This window comes from Pseudooceanicola sp. NS-SX8, assembly GCF_057380755.1.
Map to the genome: position 1 here is coordinate 892,471 of NZ_CM170819.1, position 25,436 is coordinate 917,906.

20 protein-coding genes are annotated in these 25,436 nt (G+C 66.5%); 12 read left to right on the plus strand and 8 right to left on the minus strand.

Annotation, left to right across the window (positions count from 1 at the left end; genetic code table 11):
* Nucleotides 1–59: 59 nt before the first annotated feature.
* The 3 genes from AC2IR1_RS04045 to AC2IR1_RS04055 all read left to right on the plus strand — a co-directional run bounded on the left by AC2IR1_RS04045 (nucleotide 60) and on the right by AC2IR1_RS04055 (nucleotide 3,144).
* A complete protein-coding gene (locus AC2IR1_RS04045; RefSeq protein ID WP_486474998.1) occupies nucleotides 60–1,697 on the plus strand; it encodes a ShlB/FhaC/HecB family hemolysin secretion/activation protein in 1,638 nt (545 codons plus the stop codon).
* A gap of 42 nt (nucleotides 1,698–1,739) precedes the next feature.
* Entirely contained in the window at nucleotides 1,740–2,282 is a 543-nt protein-coding gene (locus AC2IR1_RS04050; protein ID WP_486474999.1) for an invasion associated locus B family protein, read from the plus strand.
* A 238-nt stretch (nucleotides 2,283–2,520) separates the two neighbouring features.
* On the plus strand, nucleotides 2,521–3,144 hold the full coding sequence (locus AC2IR1_RS04055) for a PAS domain-containing protein (RefSeq protein ID WP_486475000.1): 624 nt from the start codon (nucleotides 2,521–2,523) through the stop codon (nucleotides 3,142–3,144).
* 37 nt (nucleotides 3,145–3,181) lie between these two features.
* On the opposite strand, the gene AC2IR1_RS04060 is transcribed toward AC2IR1_RS04055, so the two are convergent.
* From AC2IR1_RS04060 to AC2IR1_RS04070, 3 genes are all read right to left on the minus strand, one after another.
* Complete coding sequence (locus AC2IR1_RS04060; protein WP_486475001.1) at nucleotides 3,182–5,743, minus strand: HWE histidine kinase domain-containing protein; 2,562 nt, start codon at nucleotides 5,741–5,743, stop codon at nucleotides 3,182–3,184.
* Nucleotides 5,740–6,291, minus strand: a complete 552-nt coding sequence (locus AC2IR1_RS04065; RefSeq protein ID WP_486475002.1) for a heme oxygenase-like domain-containing protein — start codon at nucleotides 6,289–6,291, stop codon at nucleotides 5,740–5,742. The genes AC2IR1_RS04060 and AC2IR1_RS04065 overlap by 4 nt, the downstream gene beginning before the upstream one ends.
* 159 nt (nucleotides 6,292–6,450) lie before the next feature.
* The gene (locus tag AC2IR1_RS04070) at nucleotides 6,451–7,266 is read right to left on the minus strand and encodes a metallophosphoesterase (RefSeq protein ID WP_486475003.1); all 816 of its coding nucleotides are present in this window, start codon (nucleotides 7,264–7,266) and stop codon (nucleotides 6,451–6,453) included.
* Nucleotides 7,267–7,560: 294 nt separating this feature from the next.
* Between AC2IR1_RS04070 and AC2IR1_RS04075 the strand changes: the two genes are divergently transcribed.
* Nucleotides 7,561–8,175 carry a phosphatase domain-containing putative toxin gene (locus AC2IR1_RS04075; RefSeq protein WP_486475004.1) on the plus strand — a complete coding sequence of 205 codons (615 nt, stop codon included), beginning with the start codon at nucleotides 7,561–7,563 and terminating at the stop codon, nucleotides 8,173–8,175.
* 345 nt (nucleotides 8,176–8,520) lie between these two features.
* On the opposite strand, the gene AC2IR1_RS04080 is transcribed toward AC2IR1_RS04075, so the two are convergent.
* On the minus strand, nucleotides 8,521–9,417 hold the full coding sequence (locus tag AC2IR1_RS04080) for a LysR family transcriptional regulator (protein ID WP_486475005.1): 897 nt from the start codon (nucleotides 9,415–9,417) through the stop codon (nucleotides 8,521–8,523).
* 184 nt (nucleotides 9,418–9,601) lie between these two features.
* Between AC2IR1_RS04080 and ygiD the strand changes: the two genes are divergently transcribed.
* The 3 genes from ygiD (at nucleotide 9,602) to AC2IR1_RS04095 (ending at nucleotide 12,451) form a co-directional block, all read left to right on the plus strand.
* A complete protein-coding gene (gene ygiD / locus AC2IR1_RS04085) occupies nucleotides 9,602–10,426 on the plus strand; it encodes a 4,5-DOPA-extradiol-dioxygenase (RefSeq protein ID WP_486475006.1) in 825 nt (274 codons plus the stop codon).
* 50 nt (nucleotides 10,427–10,476) lie between these two features.
* Nucleotides 10,477–11,439 (plus strand): glutathione S-transferase family protein, encoded by a 963-nt coding sequence (locus tag AC2IR1_RS04090; RefSeq protein ID WP_486475007.1) that lies wholly within the window; start codon nucleotides 10,477–10,479, stop codon nucleotides 11,437–11,439.
* A 232-nt stretch (nucleotides 11,440–11,671) separates the two neighbouring features.
* Nucleotides 11,672–12,451, plus strand: a complete 780-nt coding sequence (locus AC2IR1_RS04095) for a DeoR/GlpR family DNA-binding transcription regulator (RefSeq protein ID WP_486475008.1) — start codon at nucleotides 11,672–11,674, stop codon at nucleotides 12,449–12,451.
* On the opposite strand, the gene AC2IR1_RS04100 is transcribed toward AC2IR1_RS04095, so the two are convergent.
* The 3 genes from AC2IR1_RS04100 to AC2IR1_RS04110 all read right to left on the minus strand — a co-directional run bounded on the left by AC2IR1_RS04100 (nucleotide 12,448) and on the right by AC2IR1_RS04110 (nucleotide 15,928).
* Nucleotides 12,448–13,299 (minus strand): EamA family transporter, encoded by an 852-nt coding sequence (locus AC2IR1_RS04100; RefSeq protein WP_486475009.1) that lies wholly within the window; start codon nucleotides 13,297–13,299, stop codon nucleotides 12,448–12,450. The two genes, AC2IR1_RS04095 and AC2IR1_RS04100, sit on opposite strands and share 4 nt — an antisense overlap.
* Before the next feature lie 148 nt (nucleotides 13,300–13,447).
* The gene (locus AC2IR1_RS04105) at nucleotides 13,448–14,770 is read right to left on the minus strand and encodes a GH1 family beta-glucosidase (protein ID WP_486476370.1); all 1,323 of its coding nucleotides are present in this window, start codon (nucleotides 14,768–14,770) and stop codon (nucleotides 13,448–13,450) included.
* 123 nt (nucleotides 14,771–14,893) lie between these two features.
* Nucleotides 14,894–15,928: a LacI family DNA-binding transcriptional regulator gene (locus tag AC2IR1_RS04110; protein ID WP_486475010.1), complete on the minus strand. Its 1,035-nt coding sequence runs from the start codon at nucleotides 15,926–15,928 to the stop codon at nucleotides 14,894–14,896.
* 241 nt (nucleotides 15,929–16,169) lie between these two features.
* On the opposite strand from AC2IR1_RS04110, the gene AC2IR1_RS04115 reads away from it, so the two are divergent.
* The 5 genes from AC2IR1_RS04115 (at nucleotide 16,170) to AC2IR1_RS04135 (ending at nucleotide 22,461) form a co-directional block, all read left to right on the plus strand.
* The gene (locus AC2IR1_RS04115) at nucleotides 16,170–17,438 is read left to right on the plus strand and encodes an ABC transporter substrate-binding protein (RefSeq protein WP_486475011.1); all 1,269 of its coding nucleotides are present in this window, start codon (nucleotides 16,170–16,172) and stop codon (nucleotides 17,436–17,438) included.
* Between the two features lie 91 nt (nucleotides 17,439–17,529).
* Nucleotides 17,530–18,531, plus strand: a complete 1,002-nt coding sequence (locus tag AC2IR1_RS04120; RefSeq protein WP_486475012.1) for a carbohydrate ABC transporter permease — start codon at nucleotides 17,530–17,532, stop codon at nucleotides 18,529–18,531.
* Between the two features lie 10 nt (nucleotides 18,532–18,541).
* Entirely contained in the window at nucleotides 18,542–19,696 is a 1,155-nt protein-coding gene (locus tag AC2IR1_RS04125) for a carbohydrate ABC transporter permease (protein WP_486475013.1), read from the plus strand.
* Nucleotides 19,697–19,706: 10 nt separating this feature from the next.
* Nucleotides 19,707–21,362, plus strand: coding sequence for an alpha-glucosidase (locus AC2IR1_RS04130; RefSeq protein ID WP_486475014.1), 1,656 nt, complete (start codon nucleotides 19,707–19,709; stop codon nucleotides 21,360–21,362).
* A gap of 4 nt (nucleotides 21,363–21,366) precedes the next feature.
* A complete protein-coding gene (locus AC2IR1_RS04135; RefSeq protein WP_486475015.1) occupies nucleotides 21,367–22,461 on the plus strand; it encodes an ABC transporter ATP-binding protein in 1,095 nt (364 codons plus the stop codon).
* 529 nt (nucleotides 22,462–22,990) lie between these two features.
* Here AC2IR1_RS04135 and AC2IR1_RS04140 read toward each other — a convergent pair.
* Nucleotides 22,991–25,195, minus strand: coding sequence for an NADP-dependent isocitrate dehydrogenase (locus AC2IR1_RS04140; RefSeq protein WP_486475016.1), 2,205 nt, complete (start codon nucleotides 25,193–25,195; stop codon nucleotides 22,991–22,993).
* Between the last annotated feature and the right edge of the window lie 241 nt (nucleotides 25,196–25,436).

The window sequence follows — 25,436 nt, forward strand, 5'->3', positions numbered from 1 at the left end:
AGCCAGGCGCGCCGTGGCGCCACAGGTCGTGGCGCAGGAAGCAGAGGCGGACCCGCAGCGTGAGACTGACAGAGCTGAAATCACTCCTCGCCCTATGGGCCGTCGCGGCGCTGGTCCAGCCCGTCTGGTCAGGGCGGGTCATGGCGCAAGCGGTCACCCTGGATCCGGGCGCGGCAGAGGCCACGGGCACGGGGGGGACAGGCCAGGCAAGCTCCGAGGCGGAGGCAGCCGCCCGTGCCGCCGCCCTTCCGCCTGAGGACCCTGCACCAGAAAGAGCCGCACCCGGTGTCTTCATTCGGCAGATCGTCTTCATCAATGCCTCTGACTACTTCAGCGAGGCAGAGTTGCAGGCTGCGGTCGCGGGGATGGAGGGACGGCGATATGACCGTGCCGGTCTTGCCGCGATCCCCGGGCGCATCGATGCTCTCTACCGCGATGCGGGGATCGTCACGGCCCAGGCCCTGCTGCGTGACGTGACAGGCGGCATTGCCCGGGTGGAGCTGCTGGAAGCCCGGCTGGGAAGGATCGCCGCGACGCCCGAGGTGATCCGGCCCGGCTACTTCAGCTATCGACTGGGACTTGCGCCGGGAACCCTCGCGGACAACCGCGCCGTCGTTGCCGGGCTGGAACGGCTGGCCCTGACCGACGGGCTGCCGGTGGAGCTGTCCTACGCGCCGGGGGCGGACTATGGCACGACCGATCTGGTGCTGCGGACCGAAGACATGCCGCGTCACCAGACCCTGCTTTCACTGGATAACTACGGGTCCGAGGCCCAGGGCGAGGCCGAGCTGACGGTGAGTCACCAGGTCCGTTCCCTCACCGGCTGGAACGACCCGCTGAGCGCTTCGGCGCAGTTGAGGGAAGGCTCGGTCAGCCTGACCCTTGGCTACGCCCGGACCGTGACACCGGGTGGCGGGGTCCTTGGCCTCATGCTGTCGGGGGCCCGGACGGAGACGGCCACGGGGGTCGACATGCAGGGCAGGTCCTACAGTGCCGATCTGACCTATTCCCATCCGGTCATCGTCACCCGGCCGCAGCGCCTGACCCTCACCTTCGGCCTTTCCGCCTATGGCGAGACCTCTGACCTTTTAGGGACGCGCACGCTGGATCACGCGGGAACGGAGCTTTCCGCCGGGCTCTACTGGAGCCACTATGCAGAGGCGGGGCAGCTGGCCCTGTCACCGCGCCTGATGGTCGGCCAGTTCGAAGATGCGGTTCTGGAGGAGACCACGACCTATGGGGCGCTGCAGCTGTCGCTCTTTGCCACCGGACGCATCGGCGCGGGGCTGGCCCTTTCGGGCAGCCTGACCGGCCAGGCCCTGCTGGAAGGGCACCTGCCGTCCCAGAGATCCTTCACCCTGACGGGCCCCGCGGCAGTGCGGGGGTACCCGACGAGCCTGCTGTCGGGCGATCAGGGCTGGCTGCTGCGCCTGCAACTGGAAGCGGCAGAGCCGATCAACCTGCCCCACGGGATACGTCTGCGCCCCTTCGGGTTCGTCGATGGCGGGCGGGCCTATGACAGCATCGGCGCCCTGCTTGGCACCGCCGTCAGCATCGGCGCTGGTGTCTCCATCCTGAAGGGAGACCGCTACTACGGAGACATCTTCGTGGCACGCCCCCTGTCGGACGACATCGACGGCTGGACCTCGCCCGACCTGACGCCGCGCATCGGTATCGCCGTTTCCATGACCTTTTGAAAACCTTGCCTTGAGTGATCTTGAATGATGAAGGAGCTTTCCGTGACCCCCAAATTTTCCGCACTGCGCCGCCTTGCCGCCCTGTCGCTTCTCTCCCTCGGGGGGCTTGCCCCCGCCGGCTCCGCCTTCGCGCAGGATGCCGTCAGCAACGGGTCCCGCTTCGGCGCCTGGACCGTGACCTGCGAAGCCCTGGGCGTGAACCAGACCGCCTGCGTGCTGAGCCAGACACTGGTGCGGTCCAGCGACAATGCCTTCCTGGCGGAGATCCTCGCCTTCTGGTCCGGAGACGGCAGCCAGAGCTACATGGCCGCCCGTGTCCCCGTGGGGGCCTTCTTCCCCTCCGGCTTTGCCTTCAAGGCCGAGGACAGCGAGGACCGGCAAAGCTTTGCCTGGCAGTCCTGCTCACAGGAACTGTGCGAGGCTCTTCTGCCCATCGGCCTCGATGATCTGCAGAGTTTCGAAGAGGGGGCAGAGGTCTATGCCGGCTATCGCCCGCGCCTGGGAGAGGAGCCGGTCGTTTTCCGGTTGGACTTTGCCGGCATGGGAGAGGGCATGGCGGCGCTGAAGGCCGCGTTGAGCAACTAGGGGGGATCGGGGCTTCTGACGTGGTGCGTCCGGGGCCCCGAACCAGGGCACGACACGGGGTAGGACGCCGGGGCATGACACTGGGGTTTTGCGCCTTGGCGGGCTGCCATACGGGAGGGTTCCGTGCAAAATCGCCTCAGCTTGCAGGCCAACGCCACGGAATGGAAGATTTTATTACCGCCCGGACAACAAAGATGGATATTTTCGGGGCAATGAAAGACTCCCTGTATCCACGCCGATGATCTACGCCGACCCTGCCCTGAACTCGACCGCCATTTCCACAATCGTCGCCAGCCTGTCCGAACGCGCCCAGCTTTGCGTGAAGGTGCTGGACCAGGACGGTCGCGTCCTGGCGGTGAACCGGCGCGGGCTGCAACTGATCGGGCGCGATGCGGCGGAGGTCTGCGGGCAGCCCTGGCTGGGCCTGTGGTCGGATGTGAATCGCGATGCGGCGGAGAGAGGCCTTTCCAGCGCGTTGGACGGATCGGTGGCCCGCTTCCTGGCGGAACGGGGGAGCCACCTGGGCCAGGCCGCCTGGGAGGTGGAGCTTTTCCCATGTGACTGGCAGGAGGGGGCAGTATCGCGCGTGGCCGTGATCTCTGCCCCGCTTGCCTCTGCGGGCAGCGCGGATGATGCCGCGCAGGGGCTGCATGTCGCCCAGACCCTGCGGGAGCTGCTGCACGCCATGGCGAACCTGGCCTCTGTCACGACCAGTGCCGCGAATATCCTGCGGCGCGGGGTCGACGAGGCGCGGGCAGAGGTGCTGGCGACCTCGCTCGAAGAAAGCGGGGAGGCCGCGACACGGGCGGTTGCGGATCTTCGTGCGCTGATCCTGCCCACGCCTCCGGACGACATCGCCTGAAGCACGGCGGATGCCGGCCCGGCAGGCCGTCCTGCGATCAGGTTTTCAACCGCAGCAAGGCCTTGGAAAGGGTTTCGATCGTGTAGGGCTTCGGGATCACCGGGGCCGAAGGGAATTGCGCCAGGCTGTCCGACTGGCTGCCATAGCCGCTCGCCAGGACATAGGGCACCTTCCGCGCCGCCAGCAGCTGTGCCACCGGCAGGCTGGTTTCGGCGCCAAGGTGCACGTCCAGCACCGCAAGGGTGATGTCGTTCGCCTCGGCGATCCGCAGGGCCTCTGCCACGGTGGAGGCCGTGTGTACCCTGTCGACGCCGAGGTCGCCCAGGATATCCGCGGCATCCATGGCGATGATCATGTTGTCCTCGACCACCAGCGCGGTCCCGGAGAGGGAGGTCAGCGCGGCGTCTTCCTCCGCTTCGGGGGGGGCGCTGGCGGGGCCGGTCTCCTCCATCCGGGTGACATAGCGTTCGGGCACCAGGAAACCCGCCTGCAGGCCGGTCAGGACGAAATCCACCTGTGCCTTGCCGCCCAGTTCGAAGGGGATCGACTTTTCTATGATCGTGGTGCCGAAGCCGCGCCGTTTGGGCGGATGCACGGCAGGGCCGCCGACCTCCTGCCAGGTCACGCGGTAGAAGCCGTCGGGCAGGGTTTCCACGTTCACCTCGACCCGGCCGTTGGGAGCGGACAGCGCCCCGTACTTGACCGAGTTGGTGACCAGTTCATGGAACACCAGCGCCATGGTCGAAAAGGCCTCCGGCGCCAGCATGATGCCCTGTCCCGTCAGGGTCAGGCGGTCTTCGCGCCCGGCCTGGTAGGCGCGCAATTCCGTCTCCAGCAGTTCCCGGAAGGGGACGGCGGTCCATTCCGTTTCCGTCAGCTGATCATGGGCCTTGGCCAGCGCATGGATGCGGCCGTCGATGGCGGCGGAGAATTCCTCGATCGTTTCGCTGGTCTTGCGCGACTGGCCGACCAGAGACCGGATCAGGCCCAGCACGTTGCGCACGCGGTGGTTCAGCTCCGCGATCAGAAGTTCCTGCTGGTCCTGCGCGCGCTTGCGTTCGATGTTCACCTCGTCGGCGAGTTTCAGCACGACTTCCAGCAGGGTGACGCGGATCGCCTCTGCCGCGCGCAGCGCCGGCTGGGTCCAAAGCTCCGACCGGCTGCCGACGTCTTCCTTCCAGATCTCGAAGCTCTTCCTGGGGGTCAGCCGCGCGCCGAGGGGGCCGACTTCGACAGGTTTGTGCGGGTCGCCGGCCCAGTGGACCTGGCGCACCGCCTCTGTCCGGAACAGGACGATGTAGTCGCGCGGCTTGCGCGAGATCGGGATCGCGAGGATCCCGGCGCAGGTATCGACGGCATGGGCCATCGACGGCAGGCGGGCGATCAGGTGATCGGTCGCATAGACGCGGGAGGCGGCGGCGGTGTTCAGGAACCGCGCGACGGTCTGGAAATCCTCTTCCGAGGGGGCATTGCCGCGGCTGGTATAGGTGCCGTCGGTATAAAGGGCGATGCCGTCGTGGGGGATGACCCGGGCGATTTCCCGGGCGATGCCGTCAAACCCCTGGGCCAGGTCGTCGCCGGAGCTGAGCTGCATCATCAGGCGGTCGTGCAGGCGCTGCGCGCGGCCTGCCACTTCGGAGGCATTGCGGGCCTCCCGGCGCTCCAGCTCGTAGGAGTAGAACTGGGCCAGAAGCTCAATCGCGGTGCGGCGTTCGTAATCGACGTAGAGCGGTTCGCGGTGGTGGCAGGCAAACAGGCCCCAAAGCTCCCCCCGGATGATGATCGACACGGACATGGAGGCGCGCACCTTCATGTTTCGCAGGTATTCCAGGTGGATGGGGGAAACGGCCCGGGTGACAGCCAACGACAGGTCCAGCGGCTGGCCTTCGGGGCTGAACTGCGGCTGGATGGGGGAGACCGGCGCATCCACATCTGCGATCAGGCGCAGGTGGCTGCGCTTGTAAAGCTCCCTCGCCTGTCGGGGAATGTCGGATGCGGGGAAGTGCATGCCGAGGTAGGTTTCGGTATCCTGATCGTCCTTCGCCTCTGCGATGACGCTGCCGTCGCCTTCGGGGCCGAACTGGTAGACCATGACGCGATCGAACCCGGCCAGGTCCCGCAGCTGGCGGGCCGCCACGCGGGAGACGTCGATCAGGTCCTTCTCGGCCGCGACGCGGCGCATCATCGGGGTCACGATGGCCATCTCATCATGGTCCTTGCCGCGCGACTTTGCCTCGAATTCGAAGATGAAGCTGAGGTCGGACTGGTGACCGCAGACATCGAAGAGGCGGCCGTCCTCGAACAGGTCGAACCCGAACAGGCGGCTGACCGCGTGTTCATGGGAGGAGGCGCCGACCCGCGCGCGCAGCTTTTCCACAGAGGCGGCGGGCAGGAAGTGGTTGAGCGGCAGGCCGATCATGTCCTGCGCGGCGATGCCCAGCTGTTCTGCCGTGTTTTCAGAGGCATGCTGCACGATCCAGTCGGCGGAAATCGCCACCAGCGCGCCGAAGGACTGGACGTTTCCGAGGATGTGGATCGGTTCGCGATCGCAGTTGGTCAGATCCACGGGGGTATCGGTAGAGATGAAGCTGTCGGTCATGCGCTCACGGGATCTGTCTGGGTCATTTGGCGTTCGGCTTCCTGGCGGAAGATCTCGAACGCGCGAAGGGCGTCGGCGCGGATGCGCTCGGCAAGCGCCGGTGCGGGGGGATGGCGGGTGATGCGGGTGGAAAAGGCCTTCCACCCGGCAAGATCGGGTTCCAGCGCAAAGAGGCCCGTCCGGTCCGCCTCTGGCAGGCCCTGCCGAAGCACCGTCAGGCCCAGTTGCGAGCCGAGGGTCACATAGGCCACGGCATCGGGGTGCAGGGGCGCGTCGTTGCAGGGCGCCGCGTGGGTCAGCGGAAGGCCGTCGAGCGCCGAAACGGTGGCGCAAAGAAGCGGGGTCGCTTCGGCCGCCTGCCAGTCACAGGCCTGGCCCAGCCGACGGAAGCCCCTGAGTTGTATGAGGGAAAAGGCATTTCGGCCCGCCACATCGGACAGATCGAGGCGCGCCATCAGCCTGTCGAGACGCGCATGCGCGGGCCCTGTCGCATGCCGCAGGCTGTGGCGGAAACCGCCGTCTGCGGTGTCGATCTGTTCTGATTTCATCTGCGAATGCCGGCTCCGTAACCTGTCACGCTCAGGTTACCTAGAGCCAAGCGTACCTGAACAACGTTGCCCGCAGCCTAAGGGTTCCGTGGAAAGTGAAGATTTTTTCGTTTCCGGCTTCGTCGGAGGTCCGGGCGCCTGGCCGGTGCGTGAGCGGGGTCAATCGTGGACGATCCGGGCAAGGCCGGCGGCGTCGAGCGGGGCGCGCAGGCCGATGGGCGTTGCGGTGCGGGCAAGGGTGAACGGATGGGTGATCATCTGGCCGGAGGCCGTCATCTGGTGCAGGTGCATGGCCGGCGCATCCTCCACATGGGCCTGGGGCGCCTGGTCGTGGAAGGAAAGGGCCAGCGCATGGGCCAGGGCCGGGGCGGTGCTGGCGGGGACACCGGCCCATGTGGTGAAGATGCCGCGATGGACATGGCCGGCGATCACCCGCGCGACCCGGCTGCCCTGAACCAGGGCGCGAAGCTGCGGCTCCATCTCGAAGCCCGCGGTGTCGGCCCGCGGCACGCCGGTGGCGAATGGCGGATGATGAAGGGCAAGCAAAACAGGGGTTTGCGCCTGTCTCAGCACCTCTGCCAGCCAGGCCAGCCTTGCCTCATCCACCCCGGCGCCGCCATCGGGCCGGTTGCTGTCGAGCCCGACGAGGGTCAGGGGCCCAAGCGGTTGGACAAAGCTCAGATGACTGTCGGCGAAGGGGGCCGTCGGGCCGAGCGTGGCGCGGAATTCTGCCGGGCGGTCATGGTTGCCGCTGATCGGCAGCAGCGGGCAGGGCGCCCGGTCGAGCAGGCGGAGCGCCCCGGCATAGGAGGCGGCGCTGCGGTCGATGATGTCGCCGGTCAGCAGGATGGCATCCGGCAGGGGCTGCATCCGGGCGATGATGTCGAAGGCGCGGGTCAGGGCCTGGGCGGGATCGTGGCGGAGATAGGCGCCGTCGTCCCGCAGGTGGAGGTCGGAAAGTTGAACGATGATCATGGCTTACCTGCTTCCGCCTGGGAGATGGCCGGGCCGCCCCGGGGCGGCGGCGGGACCGCGCTTCGGCCCCTGTCCTTCTTGCCGCCCGGGCGGGGCTTTGGCCAGAGAGTTTGGCCGGACCGGATGCACAGCGCGGGGTAAAACGCCCGGCAAAGGTGCATTTCCGCTTCCGCAGGCGGGGCATTGCTGTAGGCTTTCGCGACGCCGGAAAGGCCGCGCAGGGGACAGCGCAGGGGACGGGCACGGGTTGGCTTTCGGGCCAGCGACGGGCCAGGAACATCGAGGGGGAGTTGCATGAGCATCAGGGGGCCGAAAACGGCGCCGGAAACCGGGGCGGAGAAGTATTCGCCACAACAGCAGGTGGAGCTGAACAGGCGCCGCACCAGCATCCGCGCGGTGCTGTCCGCGCCCAGCGGAGGGCGGATCGTGACCATGGGGTTCCCGGGGCTGGCCTTCGATGCGGCGGGGGCCGAGGTCTTTGATGCGGGGCGGATGCGCGCAACGCTGGAAGATCCCGCGCTGGAGGGCTGCAAGCACCTGATCGTGCTGGTGGAATCCGAAGAGGTGCCCGAGGGCACGCTGGCGCAGATCGCCGCCTTCTGCGCGGAACGCGGCATGGTGATGGCGCATCTGCCGATCCGGGATTACCAGGTGCCGGGCCGCCGGTTTGCTGCCGGATGGCCGCAGCAGGAGGCCGCTGTTGCGGCGGCTTTGCAGGCGGGCGGGACGGTGGCGTTGTCGTGTCATTACGGGGCGGGACGGTCGGGCATGATCGCCGCCGCGCTGCTGATCGACCAGGGGTTGGACGCGGCGCAGGCGGCGCGGGCGATCCGGGCGCAGTTCCCGGATTCGATCGAGACGGAGGCCCAGATGACCTGGCTGGAAGCCCGCGCCGCAGCGCGAGGTTAAGCGAAGCTTACCCCCACCGTGTCCAACGTCGGTACTGCACTGCGGCGACTCACCCTTTGTTTGCCAGTGTTAACAGGGAAAAACGGGCGAAATCGGCACGTCGGTATTACGTCGGTATCGCGTCGGTATTGCGGCGGTGCAGAAAGCGCCGGAGCGCCCGGGTTAACGGAGCGCGCGGTGTGGGACGGCGGGAGGGGTGCTGGGAAGGTTGGCTGTGACGGTTGCTTGCGAAGGTTGCCTGTGAAGGTGGATTGCGAAGGTTGCCTTTGAAGGTGGATTGGCATCCACCCTACGGGGACATTGGAGCGGGGGCGTCGGGGGGCAAAACCCCTTCGGTCAGCCGCCTCAGTCGAGGGTGCGGTCGCGCATGTCGGCTACGGCGAAGTCGATCAGCGCGCGGAGCTTGCGGGGCAGGCTGCGGCCTTCGAGGTAGACCGCGTGCAGCGCATGGGTGGCGCAGTCGTAGCCGGGCAGCAGCGGCACCAGGCGACCGGCGGCCAGGGCATCGGGCAGGACGAAGCGGGGGCAGTAGGCGATGCCGTGGCCCTCTTCGGCCAGGTCGCGGGCGGCGCGGGCGGAGTTCACCATGAAGCGGCCGCGCACCGGCACCGCGAAGTCCTGGCCGTCGCGGCGGAATTGCCAGCGGCCCGGGTCGGCGCGGTTGGTGTCCACCAGGCAGGCGTGCTGGCGCAGGTCTTCGGGGTGGACCGGCGCGGGGTGCTCCGCCAGGTAGGCGGGCGAGGCCACGACCATCGAGCCCAGCACCCCCAGCTTGCGCCGCTTCAGCGAGGAGGTCGCCGCATCGCCGACGCGGAAGGCCAGGTCGACCCCGCCGGTGGCAAGGTCGGCGTAGTCGTCATCCAGCCGCAGGTCGATCACGAGGTCGGGGTGGGGGGCGGCAAAGCGCGCGATGAGGTCCTTCACGTAGACCTCCCCCAGGGTCACCGGTGCCGAGATGCGCAGCATGCCGGAGAAGCCGCGCCCGTCCTCCGTCACGGAGGAGAGCATCGCGTCCAGCTCATCCAGCAGGGCGGGCGCGCGGGCGAGGAGTTCTTCGCCCGCAGGTGTCACGCCGACGCGGCGGGTGGTGCGTTGCAGCAGGCGGATGCCCAGCTTGTGCTCCAGCTCCGCCACGTATTTCGAGGTCAGCCGGTTGGACATGTTCAGCCGGTCCGCCGCCACGGTGAAGGAGCCGGTTTCGGCGGTGGCGACAAAGGCGCGGAGGCCGTCGATCAGGTCCATGGCGCGGTACCTTGCTGGATCATCTGGGCGATCATTCGGAACGTGGCGGGGAAAGTCATTCCACATACTCTCCATTTCATTCGGCGGCCACAAGGGGCATCTTGGCGTCAACAGGGGTGCTGTGCACTCCGCCACATCACCGCCGGGCGCCGGGTGCGCGCGGCGCGGACGATAGGAGGATCCCATGTCCGTTTCGAAAGATCTGGAAAAGCTGGCCGAGGGCCTGAAGGCATCCGACCGCATGCCGGTGGTGTTCCTGGGCCATGGTTCGCCCATGAACGCCGTCGAAGACAATGAATACAGCCGCAGCTGGACCAAGCTGGGCCGCACCCTGCCGCATCCCCAGGCCATCCTGGTGGTGTCTGCGCACTGGATGACCCGGGGGTCGACCCTGGTGAACGTCTCGAACATGCCGACGACGATCCACGACTTCTACGGCTTCCCGCAGGTCCTGTTCGACCAGCAGTACCCGGCGCCGGGCGCGCCCGACGTGGCGAAGGAGGTTGTGTCGATCCTGGCCTCGCACCATGCCGAGGGCGATGACACCTGGGGCCTGGATCACGGCGCCTGGTCGGTGCTGAAGTTCCTCTACCCCGAGGCCAACGTGCCGGTGTTCCAGCTGTCCATCGACATGACGAAGGACCTGCCGCACCACGTGGAAATCGGCCGGGCCCTGCGCAAGCTACGGGAGCGCGGCGTGCTGATCCTGGGCTCGGGCAACGTGGTGCACAACCTGCGCGCCGTCCGCTGGGGCAAGGGCAGCGAGGCCTGGGACTGGGCCGAGGAGTTCGACGGCCTGTTCGCCGAGCGGCTGGAAGCCGGGGACATCGACACGCTGGCCGACCGGAAGAAACTGGGCAAGTTGCTGCAGGTGGCGCACCCGTCGGTCGACCACTACCTGCCGTCGCTGACGGTGGCGGGCGCGGCCGACAAGAAGGACAACCTGCTGTTCATGACCGACAAGATCGACCTCGGGTCGGTGTCGATGCGCAGCTTCATCTACTACTGATTTTCCCCGCCGGGCCTTCGGGCCCGGCAGGATGACGAAGGAGAGACGACATGCTGGTTGACGGCAAATGGACCAAGGACTGGGACCCGGTGCAGAAGGCCGACGCCAAGGGGCGTTTCGTGCGCCAGGTCTCGACCTTCCGGAACTGGATCACCCCCGATGGCGCGGCCGGACCGACCGGCGAGGGCGGCTTCAAGGCGGAGGCAGGGCGCTACCGGCTTTACGTCGCCTACATCTGCCCCTGGGCGTCGCGCACCCTGATGGCGCGGACGCTGAAGGGGTTGGAGGATCTGATCCCGATCACCGTGGTGAACCCGCAGCTGGGCCCGCAGGGCTGGGAGTTCGGTGGCTACCCGGGGGCGGAGGAAGATCCGCTGCACGGCGCGCGCTACATGCATGAGCTTTACACCCGCGCCGATCCGGCGGTGAACGGCCGCGCCACCGTGCCGGTGCTGTGGGACATGAAGCAGGACGTGATGGTGAACAACGAGAGCGCCGACATCGTGCGCATGTTCGACACTGCCTTCGAAGGGCTGGTGCCCTCTGACCTGCGGCTGTACCCGGCCGATCTGGCCGAGGAAATCGACGCGCTGAATTCCGTGGTCTACGACCGTTTCAACAACGGCGTCTACAAGGCCGGGTTCGCCAGCAGCCAGGAGGCCTACGACGAGGCCGTGAAGGGCGTGTTCGAGACGCTGGACATGCTGGAAGATCGGCTGCAGGGGCAGGAGTTCCTGGTGGGCAACCAGTTCACCGAGGCCGATATCCGGACCTTCGTGACCCTGATCCGCTTTGATGCGGCCTATCATGGCATTTTCAAATGCAACTTGCGGCAGATCAAAGATTTCCCCGCGTTAAGTTCCTATACACAACGTATCTACGGCATGCCGGGGATCCGCGAGACGGTGAACATGGATCACATCACGCGGGGCTACTACGGCATCAAGGCGCTGAACCCCAGCCGCATCCGCCCTGTCGGACCGGCCCATGTGGAGGCGCTGCTGCAGGGGTAAAGATTGGTGTTTTGTGTGTGTAAGAAGGGGAGCCGCTGCGGCTCCCCTTTTGCATGTGGGGCCTGCTTCGGGCCCCGTGTCGGCCCCTGGTCCGAAGACTTTGCGGGCCCGAAGACTTTGCGGCCCCGAATACTTTGCTGGTCCGAAGACTTTGCAGGAACTTCGGGGAAACGTAGCAAAACTGACATGAAAGCGCGCTCAAGAGAGCATGAGACATGCCGAAGTGAGCGCGATGGACCGCAGGGAACAGATTTTGCAGATGGCGCGGCGGGACGGCCGCGTGATGGTCGAGGACCTGGCGGGGGCCTTCGGCGTGTCCGCCCATACGATCCGGCGGGACATCAACGCGCTTTGCGAGGAGGCGAAGCTGCGGCGGCTGCACGGCGGGGCGGAGTACATGGAGGGCCAGGCGAACCTGCCCTACCACGCCCGCGCGGTGCTGCATTTCGAGGAAAAGACGGCGATCGCCCGGGCGGTCGCGCGGGAGGTGCCGGATGGCGCCACCGTCTTCATCTCCATCGGGACGACGCCCGCGATCGTGGCGGGCGCGCTGGCGGAGAAGCGGGCGCTGACGGTGGTGACCAACAACCTCAACGCCGCCTTCGCCCTGTCGGAGGTGCCGTCGAACCGGATCATCCTGCCGGGCGGGGAACTGCGCCTGCCGGACCGGGACATCCTGGGGCCCGAGGCGCTGTCGCTGTTTGAAACCTACCGGGCGGATTTCGCGATCTACGGGGTGGGCGGGATCGACCATGACGGCAGCCTGCTGGATTTCCACGCCAGCGAGGTGCAGATGCGCGAGACGATGCGCCGCAATGCCCGCCGGTCGATCCTTGTCGCAGACCGGACGAAGTTCGGCCGCCGTGCCGCCGCCGTGGGCGGTCGGCTGGAGGACGCGGGCATGCTGGTGCTGGACGCCGCCCCGGAGGAGGGCTGGCGCGGGCTGCTGGAGGACTACCCGGGCAAGCTGGTGCTGACGGTGGAGGTGGCGGGGGAGATGGCGGGGCGCTAGGGCCTGCCGGGCCTGCGGCGGGGCAGCAGGCCGAGGGCGATCCCGCCGAGGATCAGCAGGGCCGAGGCCAGGGCCGTGGGCGTCACCGCCTCTCCCAGCAGGAGGGCGGCGAGGGCCAGGGCGATGGCGGGCACGGAGAGCTGCGCCAGCGCCCCCCGGGTGGCCCCCAGCCTGGGCAGCAGCGCGTACCAGAGCGCGTAGCCAAGCCCCGAGGTGATTCCGCCCGAGGTCAGCGCCAGGGCGATCCCCCGGGCGGAGGGCGTCACGCCGTCCGGCAGCAGCGCCAGGGCCAGCAGCACCGGGGGCACGGCGTAGAGGAAGTTCCAGGCGGTGGCGGCCAGCGGATCGTTCACGCGGCGCCCGGCCAACGAGTAGATCCCCCAGCCGAGGGCGGCGAGGGTCATGCAGGCGAGTGCCGGTAGCGGCGCCGTTGCGGCATCCCCTGGTGCGCCGAGCAGGGCCAGCCCCAAGAGGGAGAGGCCCACCCCCAGCCAGCGGCGCAGCGGCGGGCGGTCCCCTTCGGTCAGCGCGCCGAGGAACATGGTGCATTGCACCCCGCCAAAGAGCAGCAGCGCGCCCAGCCCCGCATCCATCGACACATAGGCGAAGGAAAAGCCCAGCAGGTAGGCGGCAAGGCCCGCCACCGCCCAGGGCGCGGGGCGCGCGGGCGGGGGCAGGGCGCGGTGGCGCAGCCCCAGCAGCAGCAGGAGCACGGCGGCCCCGGCACAGACCCGGATGGCGGCAAAGGCGGCGGGCCCGCTCTCCGCCTCGGAGAGGGCCTGTCGGTTCAGCAGCGAATTGGCGGCGAAGGCCACCATCGCCAGGGTGGTGAGCAGAAACAGTCGCATGGCCGCCTCCTCCCGCAGGGGTCGGGTCATGGTGGCGCGGGGCGGGGGTGTTGTCCATCCGGACGGATGGGTGGGGGCGGCGCATGCGCCCCCACGGGCAACTGTCAGGCCAAGCTGTCAGGCCAAGCTGTCAGGCCAGTGCCTTCTGTCAGGCCAGCGCCTTCTGCCAGGCGTAGTAGGAATTCTTGGGCGTCCGCTTCATCGTGTCGAAGTCGACATGGACCAGTCCGAAGCGTTTTTCATAGCCCAGCGACCATTCGTAGTTGTCCAGAAGGGACCAGAGGAAATAGCCCTGCACGGGCACGCCCTCATCCGCCGCCCTTTTCACCATGGCCACGTGTTTTTCCACGTAATCAAGGCGTTCGGCGTCGTTGACCGTGCCGTCGGGTTGGATCACGTCGGCGTTGGCCATGCCGTTTTCCGTCACGATCAGGGGCAGGTCGCCGGTGTATTCGGCCGCCGTGCGTTTCAGGAACTTGTAAAGGCCTTCGGGGTGGATCTCCCAGTCCATGAAGGTCTTGGGCAGGGGGCCGGGGACCTCTTCGTGGTGGGGCCAGGGGCCGTTGTTCGGGCCGATGAGCTTGCGCGTGTAGTAGTTGACGCCGACCCAGTCGAGGGGGGAGGCGATCACGTCGAAATCGTCCTGCCAGCCCTCGGGCATATGGGGGGCGAAGCCTTCCATGACGTTGGCGGGGTATTCGCGCTTGAACATGCCCGAGAGGAAGAAGCGGTTGTAGTAGCCGTCGTAGAGGTCGGCGGCGGCGCGGGCTTCGGGCGTGTCATCGGCCGGGTCGGACCATTCCATGTTCACCACGGCGCCGAGGTTCTTCAGCCCCATGGCGCGCATGGCCTGGATGGCGGTGCCATGGGCCAGGTTGACGTGGTGCATGGCGCGGGCGGTGGCGCGGATGTCGCGCATCCCCGGCGCATGGAAGCCCAGGAAGTGGGACAGCCAGCCGACGCACCAGGGTTCGTTGATCGGCGCGACGGAATACATGCGGTCGCCGATGCGGCCCATGATGACCTCTGCGAAGTCACCGAACCACTTGGCGATGTCGGGGTGGCGCCAGCCGCCGAGGTCGGCCAGGGGCGAGGGCAGTTCCCAGTGGTAGAGCGTGGCGCAGGGCTTGATCCCGCGTTCGAGCATGGCGTCGGTCAGCCGGTCGTAGAAATCGAGCCCTTCGGGGTTGGGGGTGCCGCGCCCTTCGGGCAGGACCCGCGCCCAGGAGGTGGAGAAGCGGTAGCAGTCGAAGCCCGCGCCCTTCACGAGGTCGAGGTCTTCTTCGTAGCGGTGGTAGTGGTCACAGCCGCGATCGCCGTTTTCAGCGCGCACCACGTTGCCCGGGGTGGCGGCGAAGGTGTCCCAGTGGGTGGAGCCCGCGCCGCCGTAGGCGTGCCCCTCGATCTGGTAGGAGGAGGTGGCGGTGCCGAAGAGGAAGCCTTCGGGGAAATCCTTGCGGGAGAAGGTCATGGGGCGGGAAGGGGTCATGGGATCTCTCTGTGGGTCTGACAGGTGTGGCGCAGCCGGGGCGCGCGCGGACGGTCGGTTGGTTCGGGCCAAGGGTTTCAGGCCAATTGGTTCGGGCCGGGTCTTTCAGGCCGGGTGGACCGGGGCAGGGCCGGTGGAGGCCCCGACCACGAGCTGCGCTTCGAGCAGGCGGGTGATCGGATCCTGATCCGGCTCCGCGATGAGCTGGACCAGCGCATCGGCAAGCAGTTCGCCGGCCTGGCGGACGGAGGACCGGGTGGCGGTGAAGATCGGGATTTGATGCCCGTTGCGCAGGTAGGAGAGGTCATCGTCATGGGTGATGACGGAGACATCGCGGCCCATGGTCAGCCCGGCATCCTCCAGGGCGCGGCGGGTGCCGATGGCGGAGATGATGGAGGAACACAGGATCGCCGTGGGCGGCGTCTCCAGCGCCAGCAGGCGGCGGGTCTGCAGGTAGCCGAATTCCTCCGTCATCTCGTCGCTGGCATGCAGGCGCGGATCGAAGGTGAGGCCGGCGGCATGCAGCGCCTGGACATAGCCCTTGCGGCGACGGAAGGCGAAATCCATCCGTTCCAGCCCGTTGATCAGCGCGATCCGGGTATGGCCCAGCTGGATCAGGAATTCGGTGGCGCGGCGGAAGGCCTGGGTGTTGTTCACATCGACCCAGGAAAAGGGCGCGGTGACCCCGGTGCAGCGGCCGTGGACGACATAGGGCAGGCGGATCTCGTTCAGCAGGGCAATGCGGGGGTCATCGACCTCCGGCGCCTGGATGATCACGCCATCGACCGCGCCACGGGCGCGAAATTCACGGTAGACATTGCCTTCGTCCGCGCCCGGCACACGTGTGAGGAGGATGTCGTAGCCATGCCGGGACAGGGCGTGACTGGCCCCGGAGACGAAATCCCCGAAGACCGGGTTGACCATTTCATGCTGTTCGGAGGTCGGGACGAACTGCCCGATCAGCATGGCGCGCCCGGTCGCGAGCCCCTTGGCCCGGCTGTTCGGACGATAGCCGAACTGCACCGCGGCCTCCTGCACGCGACGACGTGTCGCTTCGCTGACTTCCGGGTAGCCGTTCAGGGCACGGCTGACGGTGGTCTGCGAAAGTCCGAGGGCTTCTGCGAGGGTTTTGAGATTCATCCGGCCGTCCAAAGCGCTTTGAAAACTGCGACGACATTCTGTGTGCAATCAAAGGCTCTGCAGGTCAATGGGCTTCGAAGTTAGGGCGGAAATGCTGACCTTTGCCTTGGAAAACATGCATTTTGTCGCGACTTGTTGACATCACGTGTGCCCGTGTCATTTAAAAGGCGTGCTTCAAAGCGCTTTGAAACGGATTCGGCGCTCACAGGACACGCATGGCGTATTCGGGAGGGAAACGGCTATGAAATCTTCGCTTTTCACTGGTGTCGCAACACTGGCCCTGGCGGCCGGGGTGGCGCATGCAGACACCGTCACGGTGTTCGGTCCCTGGCTGGGCCCGGACCAGGAACAGGTCGAGCAGGTGCTTGACGGTTTCGCGAAGGCGACGGGGCACGAAGTGTCCTATGTCGGCTCCGACAGCTTCGAACAGCAGATCGTCATCGACGCGGAGGCGGGCTCCGCCCCCAATATCGCGATCTTCCCGCAGCCGGGTCTGGCCAAGGACATGGCGCGCAACGGTTTCCTGACGCCGCTGGCCGATGGCACCGACGACTGGGTGAAGGAACACTACGCCGCTGGCCAGTCCTGGGTGGACCTGGGCACCTTCGCGGATCCGCAGGGTGACGATCACCTTTACGGGTTCTTCTTCAAGGTCGATGTGAAGTCCCTGGTCTGGTACATGCCCGAGAACTTCGAGGATGCCGGCTACGAAGTGCCCACCACCATGGAAGAGATGAAGGCCCTGACCGAGCAGATCGCCGCGGACGGCGAGACGCCCTGGTGCATCGGCCTGGGCTCCGGCGCCGCGACCGGCTGGCCGGCGACCGACTGGGTCGAAGACCTGATGCTGCGCACCGTCACCCCCGAGGAATACGACGACTGGGTCAGCAACGACATGCCCTTCGACGATCCGAAGGTGGTCAACGCGATCGAGGAATTCGGCTGGTTCGCCAAGAATGACGACTACGTGGCCGGTGGGGCCAACGGTGTCGCCGCGACCGACTTCCGCGACAGCCCGCTGGGTCTCTTCGATCTGCCGCCGCAGTGCTACATGCACAAGCAGGCGTCCTTCATCCCGACCTTCTTCCCCGATGATGCCGTGGTCGGCGAAGATGTCGATTTCTTCTACTTCCCGGCCTACGAAGAGAAGGACCTGGGCACCCCGGTTCTGGGTGCCGGCACCCTGTGGGCCATCACCAACGACAGCCCGGGTGCGCAGGATCTGATCAAGTACCTGCAGACCACCGAGGCGCATGAAACCTGGATGGCCCTGTCCGGCTTCCTGACGCCCTACAAGGATGTCGATACCTCCGTCTTCGGGGATCCGACCCTGAAGAAGATGAACGACATCCTGCTGGAAGCCACCACCTTCCGCTTCGACGCCTCCGACCTGATGCCGGGCGGCGTGGGCGCCGGGTCCTTCTGGACCGGCATGGTGGACTACGTCGGTGGCAAGTCCGCCGAAGACGTCGGCCATGACATCCAGGCGTCCTGGGACGCGCTGAAGTAAGCTCGCACCGCGAGACATAGCTGCGACAGCGCGGCCCGGGGCAGGATCCCGGGCCGCGCTTTGGACTTAGTTTCTTCCAGACGAGGGCACCATGGCACCGGCTTTGCAGGGGTTGCTGACAATCGTGATCGGCATCGGCGTATGCGTCGGATATTTCTACGGATCCAACCTTCTGCTGGACATCCTGTTTCCCCCACGAGGGCCGAAGGCGGGGCGCAACATCAACGTTGCCAACCTTGTGCGCCCCTGGCTTTTTCTGTTCCCGGCGCTCTTCGCGCTTGGCCTCTACCTGGCCTACCCGGTGGTGGAGACGCTGCGCCTGTCGCTGACGGAGCGGGTGCCGGGCGGCGGCTACGTCTGGGCCGGGCTGGACAACTACCGCCAGATGATGGGCGAACCGAAGTTCTGGGAGGCCATGCGCAACAACCTTCTGTGGCTGCTGGTCGTGCCGGGGCTGGCCACGGTGTTCGGCCTGCTGGCGGCGCAGCTGACGGACCGGATCAAGTGGGGCAATGTCGCCAAGTCGATCATCTTCATGCCCATGGCGATCAGTTTCGTGGGCGCCGCGGTGATCTGGAAGCTGGTCTATGACGCCCGCCCCGCCGGGCAGGAGCAGATCGGCATCCTGAACGCCATCGTCGTCGCCTTCGGCGGGGAGCCGGAGACCTGGCTGACCCTGCCGTTCTGGAACAACTTCTTCCTGATGGCCGTGCTGATCTGGATCCAGACCGGGTTTGCCATGGTGATCCTGTCGGCCGCCCTGCGCGGCATCCCCGAGGAAACGATCGAGGCCGCCATCGTGGATGGCGCGGGCCCGATGCAGATCTTCTTCAAGATCAAGGTGCCGCAGATCATGGGCACGATCATGGTGGTCTGGACGACCATCACCATCATCGTGCTGAAGATCTTCGACATCGTCTTTGCCATGACCAACGGCCAGTGGGGCACGCAGGTCCTGGCGAACTACATGTATGCCAAGCTCTTCGTGGCGCGGGACTGGGGGGTCGGCTCCGCCTCGGCCATGGTGATCATGATCCTGGTGCTGCCGATCCTGGTCTGGAACGTGCGCAACGCGCGCAAAGAGATGAACTGAGGAGGCGGTCATGAACAATATTGCCGGACAGAAACCCGCGCTTCTCTGGGCCACGCATCTGGCGGTGGCCTTCATGGTGATCCTGTGGATCATCCCGACCTTCGGCCTGCTGGTCTCCTCCTTCCGGACGGGGGACCAGATTTCCACCAGCGGCTGGTGGAAGTCGCTGTTTGCCAGCGAGCAGGTGGAAAGCTTCCGCACCCTGGGCCCGGACGACCAGGTGCAGGAGGGGGACCTCTACGTGATCGAGGGCAATGTCTTCACCGATGGGGGCGCGGCGGAAAACACCCTGTCCGCCTGGGGCACCTCTTCGCGCGACGTGAGCGCCTATGGCCCCGGCGATACCGCCGATCTGCGCGGTGGCGGCACCATCACGATTGCGAAGAACGGCGACTACCGGCTTGAAAACACCGAACCCTTCGAAGGCAGCCGGGGCGAGCGGGTCTTCGGCACCGTGTCGGTGCCGCCCAGCTTCACCCTGGAAAACTACCGCCACGTGCTGTTTTCCGGATCGACGACGGACGGGATGCAGAAGGCCTTCCTCAACACCATGACGGTGACGATCCCGGCCACGGTGATCCCGATCCTGATTGCGGCCTTCGCGGCCTATGCCCTGGCCTGGATGGACTTCCCCGGCCGGGCCCTGCTGATCGCCACGGTCGTGGGCCTTCTGGTGGTGCCGCTGCAGCTGGCCCTGATCCCGCTGCTGAAGCTTCACCTCAACATCGGGATCGGCAAGGGCTACATGGGGGTCTGGCTGGCGCACACCGGCTTCGGCCTGCCCATGGCCGTCTACCTGCTGCGCAACTACATCGCCGGCCTGCCGCGCGACATCATCGAGAACGCCCGCGTCGACGGCGCGACGGAATTCCAGATCTTCACCAAGATCATCCTGCCGCTGTCCTTCCCGGCCCTGGCCTCCTTCGCCATCTTCCAGTTCCTGTGGACCTGGAACGACCTGCTGGTGGCCAAGGTCTTCCTCATCGACGCCTCTGGCAAGACCACGGTGATGACCGCCCAGATCGTCGAGTTGATGGGCACGCGCGGTGGCGACTGGGAGATCCTGGCGACGGCCGCCTTCGTCTCCATCTCGGTGCCTCTGCTCGTCTTCTTCTTCATGCAGAAATACCTGGTCCGCGGCCTGCTGGCCGGGTCCGTCAAATAGGACTTTTCCAATGAACGAAACAACTTCTCCGGTTGCGATGTCCGAAGAATGGTGGCGTGGCGCGGTCATCTACCAGATCTATCCCCGCAGCTACCAGGACAGCAACGGCGACGGGATCGGCGACCTGGCCGGTATCACCAGCCGCCTGGGCCACATCGCCTCCCTCGGGGCCGATGCGATCTGGATCTCGCCCTTCTTCACCTCGCCGATGAAGGATTTCGGCTATGACGTCAGCGACTACTGCGACGTCGACCCGATGTTCGGCACCCTGGCCGATTTCGACGCCCTGACCAGCCGCGCCCGGGAACTGGGCCTGAAGGTGCTGATCGACCTGGTGCTGTCGCATACCTCGGACCAGCATCCCTGGTTCGCCGAAAGCCGCGCCAGCCGCGAAAACCCCAAGTCCGACTGGTACGTCTGGGCCGATGCCAAGCCCGATGGCACCCCGCCGAACAACTGGCTGTCGATCTTCGGCGGCTCGGCCTGGCAGTGGGATGCCCGCCGCCAGCAGTACTACCTGCACAACTTCCTGAAGGAACAGCCGGACCTCAACTTCCACAACGTGGAAGTGCAGGAGACGCTGCTGAACGTGGCCCGTTTCTGGCTGAACCGGGGCGTCAACGGCTTCCGCCTGGACACGATCAATTTCTACACCCACGACAAGGAGTTGCGGGACAACCCGGCGCTGCCCGCAGAGCAGCGCGTGGCCAATACCGCGCCTTCGGTGAACCCCTACATCTGGCAGGACCACATCTACGACAAGTCCCGCCCGGAGAACCTGGGCTTCCTGCGCAAGCTGCGGGCGGTGATGAAACCCTATGATGCGGCCGCCGTGGGCGAAGTGGGGGACGACCAGCGCGGTCTGGAGATCCTGGGCGAATACACCGCCGGTGATGACCTGATGAACATGTGCTACGCCTTCGAACTGCTGGCCGGGTCGACCCCGACCGCCAGCTGGATGAAGGACGTCATGGCGCATTTCGACCGCGTCGCCAGCGATGGCTGGGCCTGCTGGGCCTATTCCAACCACGACGTGATCCGCCATCCGTCGCGCTGGAAGCTGGAAGGGCCGGGCATCCGTTGCTTCAACGTGCTGATGCTGTGCCTGCGCGGGTCGGTCTGCCTGTACCAGGGCGAGGAACTGGGCCTTTACGAGGCCGACGTGGCCTACGAAGATCTTCAGGATCCCTATGGCACGCTGTTCTGGCCGGAGTTCAAGGGCCGTGACGGGTGCCGGACACCTATGGTCTGGGAAGCGCACAACCCCCATGCGGGCTTCAGCGCGGAAGGCGGCGACAGCCGTCCCTGGCTGCCGGTCAGCGGGAGCCAGGCCGCCAAGGCCGTGGACTTGCAGGAAAATGTCCCGAGTTCGGTGCTGAACCACTACCGCCGGGCGATCGCCCTGCGGCAGGCGCACCCGGTGCTGAGGAACGGTACGCAAACGCCGATGACGGCAGAGGGCACGGTGCTGTCCTTCGTCCGTGAAGGCGCGGGGGAGACCATGCTCTGCGTCTTCAACCTGAGCGATGCCGAGGCGGGCATGACCCTGCCCGCAGGCAGCTGGGAAAGCGTGGCCGTGGATCTGGACGGGGCCGCTGCGCCTGCGGACGGCGCGCTGAAGCTGGCGGGCTGGGGCTATGCTGTGCTGAAGAAAACGGGGGAGTGAGAGAATGGGTAACCTGACGCTGAAGGATGTTTCCAAGACCTACGGGGGCACGGTCAACGTCCTGAACGATATCAACCTGGATATCACGGCGGGCGAACTGATTGTTTTCGTTGGTCCTTCGGGCTGCGGCAAGTCCACGCTGCTGCGCATGATCGCCGGGCTGGAGAAGATCACGGGCGGCGAGCTGGCCATTGACGGGCAGCGGATGAACGACGTGCCCCCCGCCCAGCGGGGGATCGCCATGGTGTTCCAGAGCTATGCTCTCTACCCGCATATGACCGTGCGGGAGAACATGGCTTTCGCGTTGAAACTGGCGAAGAAATCCAAGGAGGAGATCGCCGAGGCGGTGGAGGATGCGGCGCGCAAGCTGCAGCTGACCGACTACCTCGACCGGCTGCCCAAGGCGCTGTCCGGCGGGCAGCGGCAGCGGGTCGCCATCGGCCGGTCGATCGTGCGGGACCCGAAGATCTACCTCTTCGACGAACCGCTTTCGAACCTGGATGCCGCGCTGCGCGTGGCCACCCGGATCGAGATCGCCAAGCTGAAGGAGGAAATGCCGGACCGCACGATGATCTACGTCACCCACGACCAGGTGGAGGCGATGACGCTTGCGGACCGGATCGTGGTGCTGGCCAACAAGGGCATCGCCCAGGTCGGCAGCCCGCTGGAGCTCTACGAGCGGCCCAAGAACGAGATGGTCGCGACCTTCATCGGGTCCCCGGCGATGAACCTGATGGCGGGCAAGATCACCGCCACCGGCGCGCAGACGGAGATCACGCTGGATGCGGGCGGCAAGGCCCTGTCCCATGTGGCGACCAGTGACGAAGACCTTGGAAAGGTTGTGAATATCGGCGTCCGGCCGGAGCACATGGAGCCGCTGGAGGGGGAGGGCGTCCCGCTCTTCACCGGCAAGGTGGACATCACCGAGGCCCTGGGCGAGGTGACGCTGATCTACTTCGAGGCGCCCAGCACCGACCATGCGGTCATCGCGAAACTGCCGGGGGTGCACAAGCACCTGCGCGGCAAGGAGGTGTCGATGACGGCGGATCCGCAGCATGTGCACCTGTTCCACGAAGGGCTGTCGATGCTCGCGGGTTGAGGCGCATCGCGCCAGATCTGAAGCGACCCCGCCGGTGCCCGCCGGCGGGGTTTTTCGTGCGTGGTGGGGGAGGGGTTTGAGAGGGGGGAAGGCGGGATTGGGAGGCGGGATTGGGAGGCGGGGTTAACCCCGCCCTACGGGACCGTTGCAGACGTCGGTATTGCGGTGCAGCGACTCACCCGGCCCGAGCCTTGGTTAACAGGGGTTTCGGGGCCAAATCGGGGCGTCGGTATCACGTCGGTATTGCGTCGGTATTGCGGCGGTGCGGAAACGCCGGAAGGGGCCGGGTTAACGGGGCGTGCGGTGATATCGCGCCTGCGGCGCGAGCGTGCGGCGCCCACGAGCCAGCAAATAGCAGGGAGGGGGTTTCTTCCTGATATTTGATGGCCACAAATATCCCGGGGGAGTCGCGCCGCAGGCGCGGCGGGGGCAGAGCCCCCTCGCCCGGCATCAAAAGGAAAACCCCCGCCGGAGGGGCGCTCCGGCGGGGGCAGGATTTGCAACCATTCAGCAAGTGCGAACGGTCAGCTCAGCCGATGATGGCGTTCAGCGTGGCGGAGGGGCGCATCACGGCTGCGGTCTTGGCCGCGTCGCCGTGGTAGTAGCCGCCGAGGTCCGCAGGCGCGCCCTGGGCTGCTGCCAGTTCGCCGGTGATCTCCGCTTCCTTCGCGGCCAGCTGGGCGGCGATGGGGGCGAAGTGACCGGCGAGCTCCGCATCGTCGGTCTGTGCCGCCAGGGCGTCGGCCCAGTAGCGGGCGAACCAGTAGTGGCTGTCGCGGTTGTCCGGCTCACCCACCTTGCGGGAGGGCGAGCGGTTGTCGTCCAGGATGCCCTGGGTGGCCGCATCGACGGCCTCGCCCAGGACCTTTGCCTTGGCGTTGCCCTTGGCGTTGGCCAGGAACTTGAACGACTCGCCCAGGGCGCAGAATTCGCCCAGGCTGTCCCAGCGCAGGTGGTTTTCTTCCTGCAGCTGCTGGACGTGCTTGGGCGCCGAGCCACCGGCGCCGGTTTCAAACAGGCCGCCGCCCTGCATCAGCTTCACGATCGAGAGCATCTTGGCGGAGGTCGCCAGTTCGAGGATCGGGAAGAGGTCGGTCAGGTAGTCGCGCAGCACGTTGCCGGTGATGGCAATGGTGTTCTCGCCCTTGGTGATGGTTTCCAGCGAGGCAATGGTGGCTTCGCGGGGCGCCATGATCTCGAACTTGTCGGCGACGCCCTTGGCTTCGAGGATCGGCTTGACGTAGGCGATCAGCTCGGCGTCGTGGGCGCGGGCGGCGTCCAGCCAGAAGATCGCGCGGTAGCCGGTGTCGGCCTGGCGTTCGATGGCCAGGTTGACCCAGTCCTCGATCGGGGCCTTGCGGGCGGAAGCGGAGCGCCAGATGTCGCCGGCTTCGACGGCGTGGGAGTGCAGCACGGTGCCGTCTTCGAGGATCATCTTGACGGTGCCTGCCGCCGGGATCTCGAAGGTGGTGGGGTGGGAGCCGTATTCCTCGGCCTTCTGGGCCATCAGGCCGATGTTCTGAACGGTGCCGGCGGTGGCCGGGTTCAGCTTGCCGTTGGCCTTGAAGAATTCGACGGTGGCGTCATAGACCGGCGCGTAGGAGTTGTCGGGGATCACGCAGTTGGTGTCCGCTTCCTTGCCGTCCGGGCCCCAGCCCTTGCCGCCGGCGCGGATGAGCGCGGGCATGGAGGCGTCGATGATGACATCCGAGGGGACGTGCAGGTTGGTGATGCCCTTGTCGGAGTTGACCATGTACATCGGCGGGCGGGTTTCGCGCACGGCTTCGATGGCGGCGAGGATTTCCGGCTCGTCCTTGACGCGTTCCAGCAGGGCGCCCAGGCCGCCGTTGGGGTTCACGCCCAGCTCTTTCATCTTGTCGCCGTACTGTTCGAAGACCGGCGCCAGCCAGGCCTTGACCGCATGGCCGAAGATGATCGGGTCGGAGACCTTCATCATGGTGGCCTTCATGTGCAGCGAGAAGAGCGTGCCGGCCTTCTTGGTCTCTTCGATCTGCTCGGCCAGGAAGGCGTCAAGGGCGGCTGCGGACATGTAGGTGGCATCGACCACGGTGCCGGCGGGGTATTTCACGCCGTCCTTCAGGACGGTTTCGCCATCGGCGGTTTCCAGCACGATCTTCGCGGTTGCCGCGTCACCCAGGGTGGCGGATTTCTCGTTCGAGAAGAAGTCGCCGCCGGACATGGCGGAGACGACGGTCTTGCTGTCGGCGGTCCACTCGCCCATGCGGTGCGGATTGTTCTGCGCGTATTTCTTCACGGCCGCGGCGGCGCGGCGGTCGGAGTTGCCTTCGCGCAGCACCGGGTTCACGGCGGAGCCCTTGATGGTGTCGTACTTGGCGCGCACGGCCTTTTCTTCGTCGGTCGCGGGTTCGTAGGGGTAGTCGGGCAGGGCGTAGCCCTGGGCCTGCAGTTCCTTGACGGCGGCGACCAGCTGCGGCTCCGAGGCGGAGATGTTGGGCAGCTTGATGACGTTGGCTTCGGGGGTCTTCACCAGCTCGCCCAGCAGGGCCAGGTCATCGGGGATCTGCTGCTCTGCCGTGAGGTATTCGGGGAAGGTGGAGATGATGCGGCCGGCCAGGGAAATGTCCTTGGTGCCGATGGTGACGCCGGCGGGGGCGGCGAAGGCCTGGATGATCGGCAGGAGAGAGGCGGAGGCGAGCTCCGGCGCTTCGTCTACCTTGGTATACACAATATCCGGCGTCTGTTGGTCAGCCATGTTTCTTCTCCCTTTCGCGTTCTTCGGAAGGTCCGGCCATGTGGCGCGGCGTCGGGTTGACGGTCGGTCCGGGCCGGCGGGCCCGGGCAGGACGGGGCCCCCGTTGGAGGCCATCAGGCAAATCCCTAGAGACTGTACCGGGGGATGGCAAGTTTGCTGAGCGTCGCACCTCGGGGTTGGCGCTATCATGGGGAGGGAGTGGGCGGGGAGGGGGCTCTGCCCCCCGTCGCCTGCGGCGCCT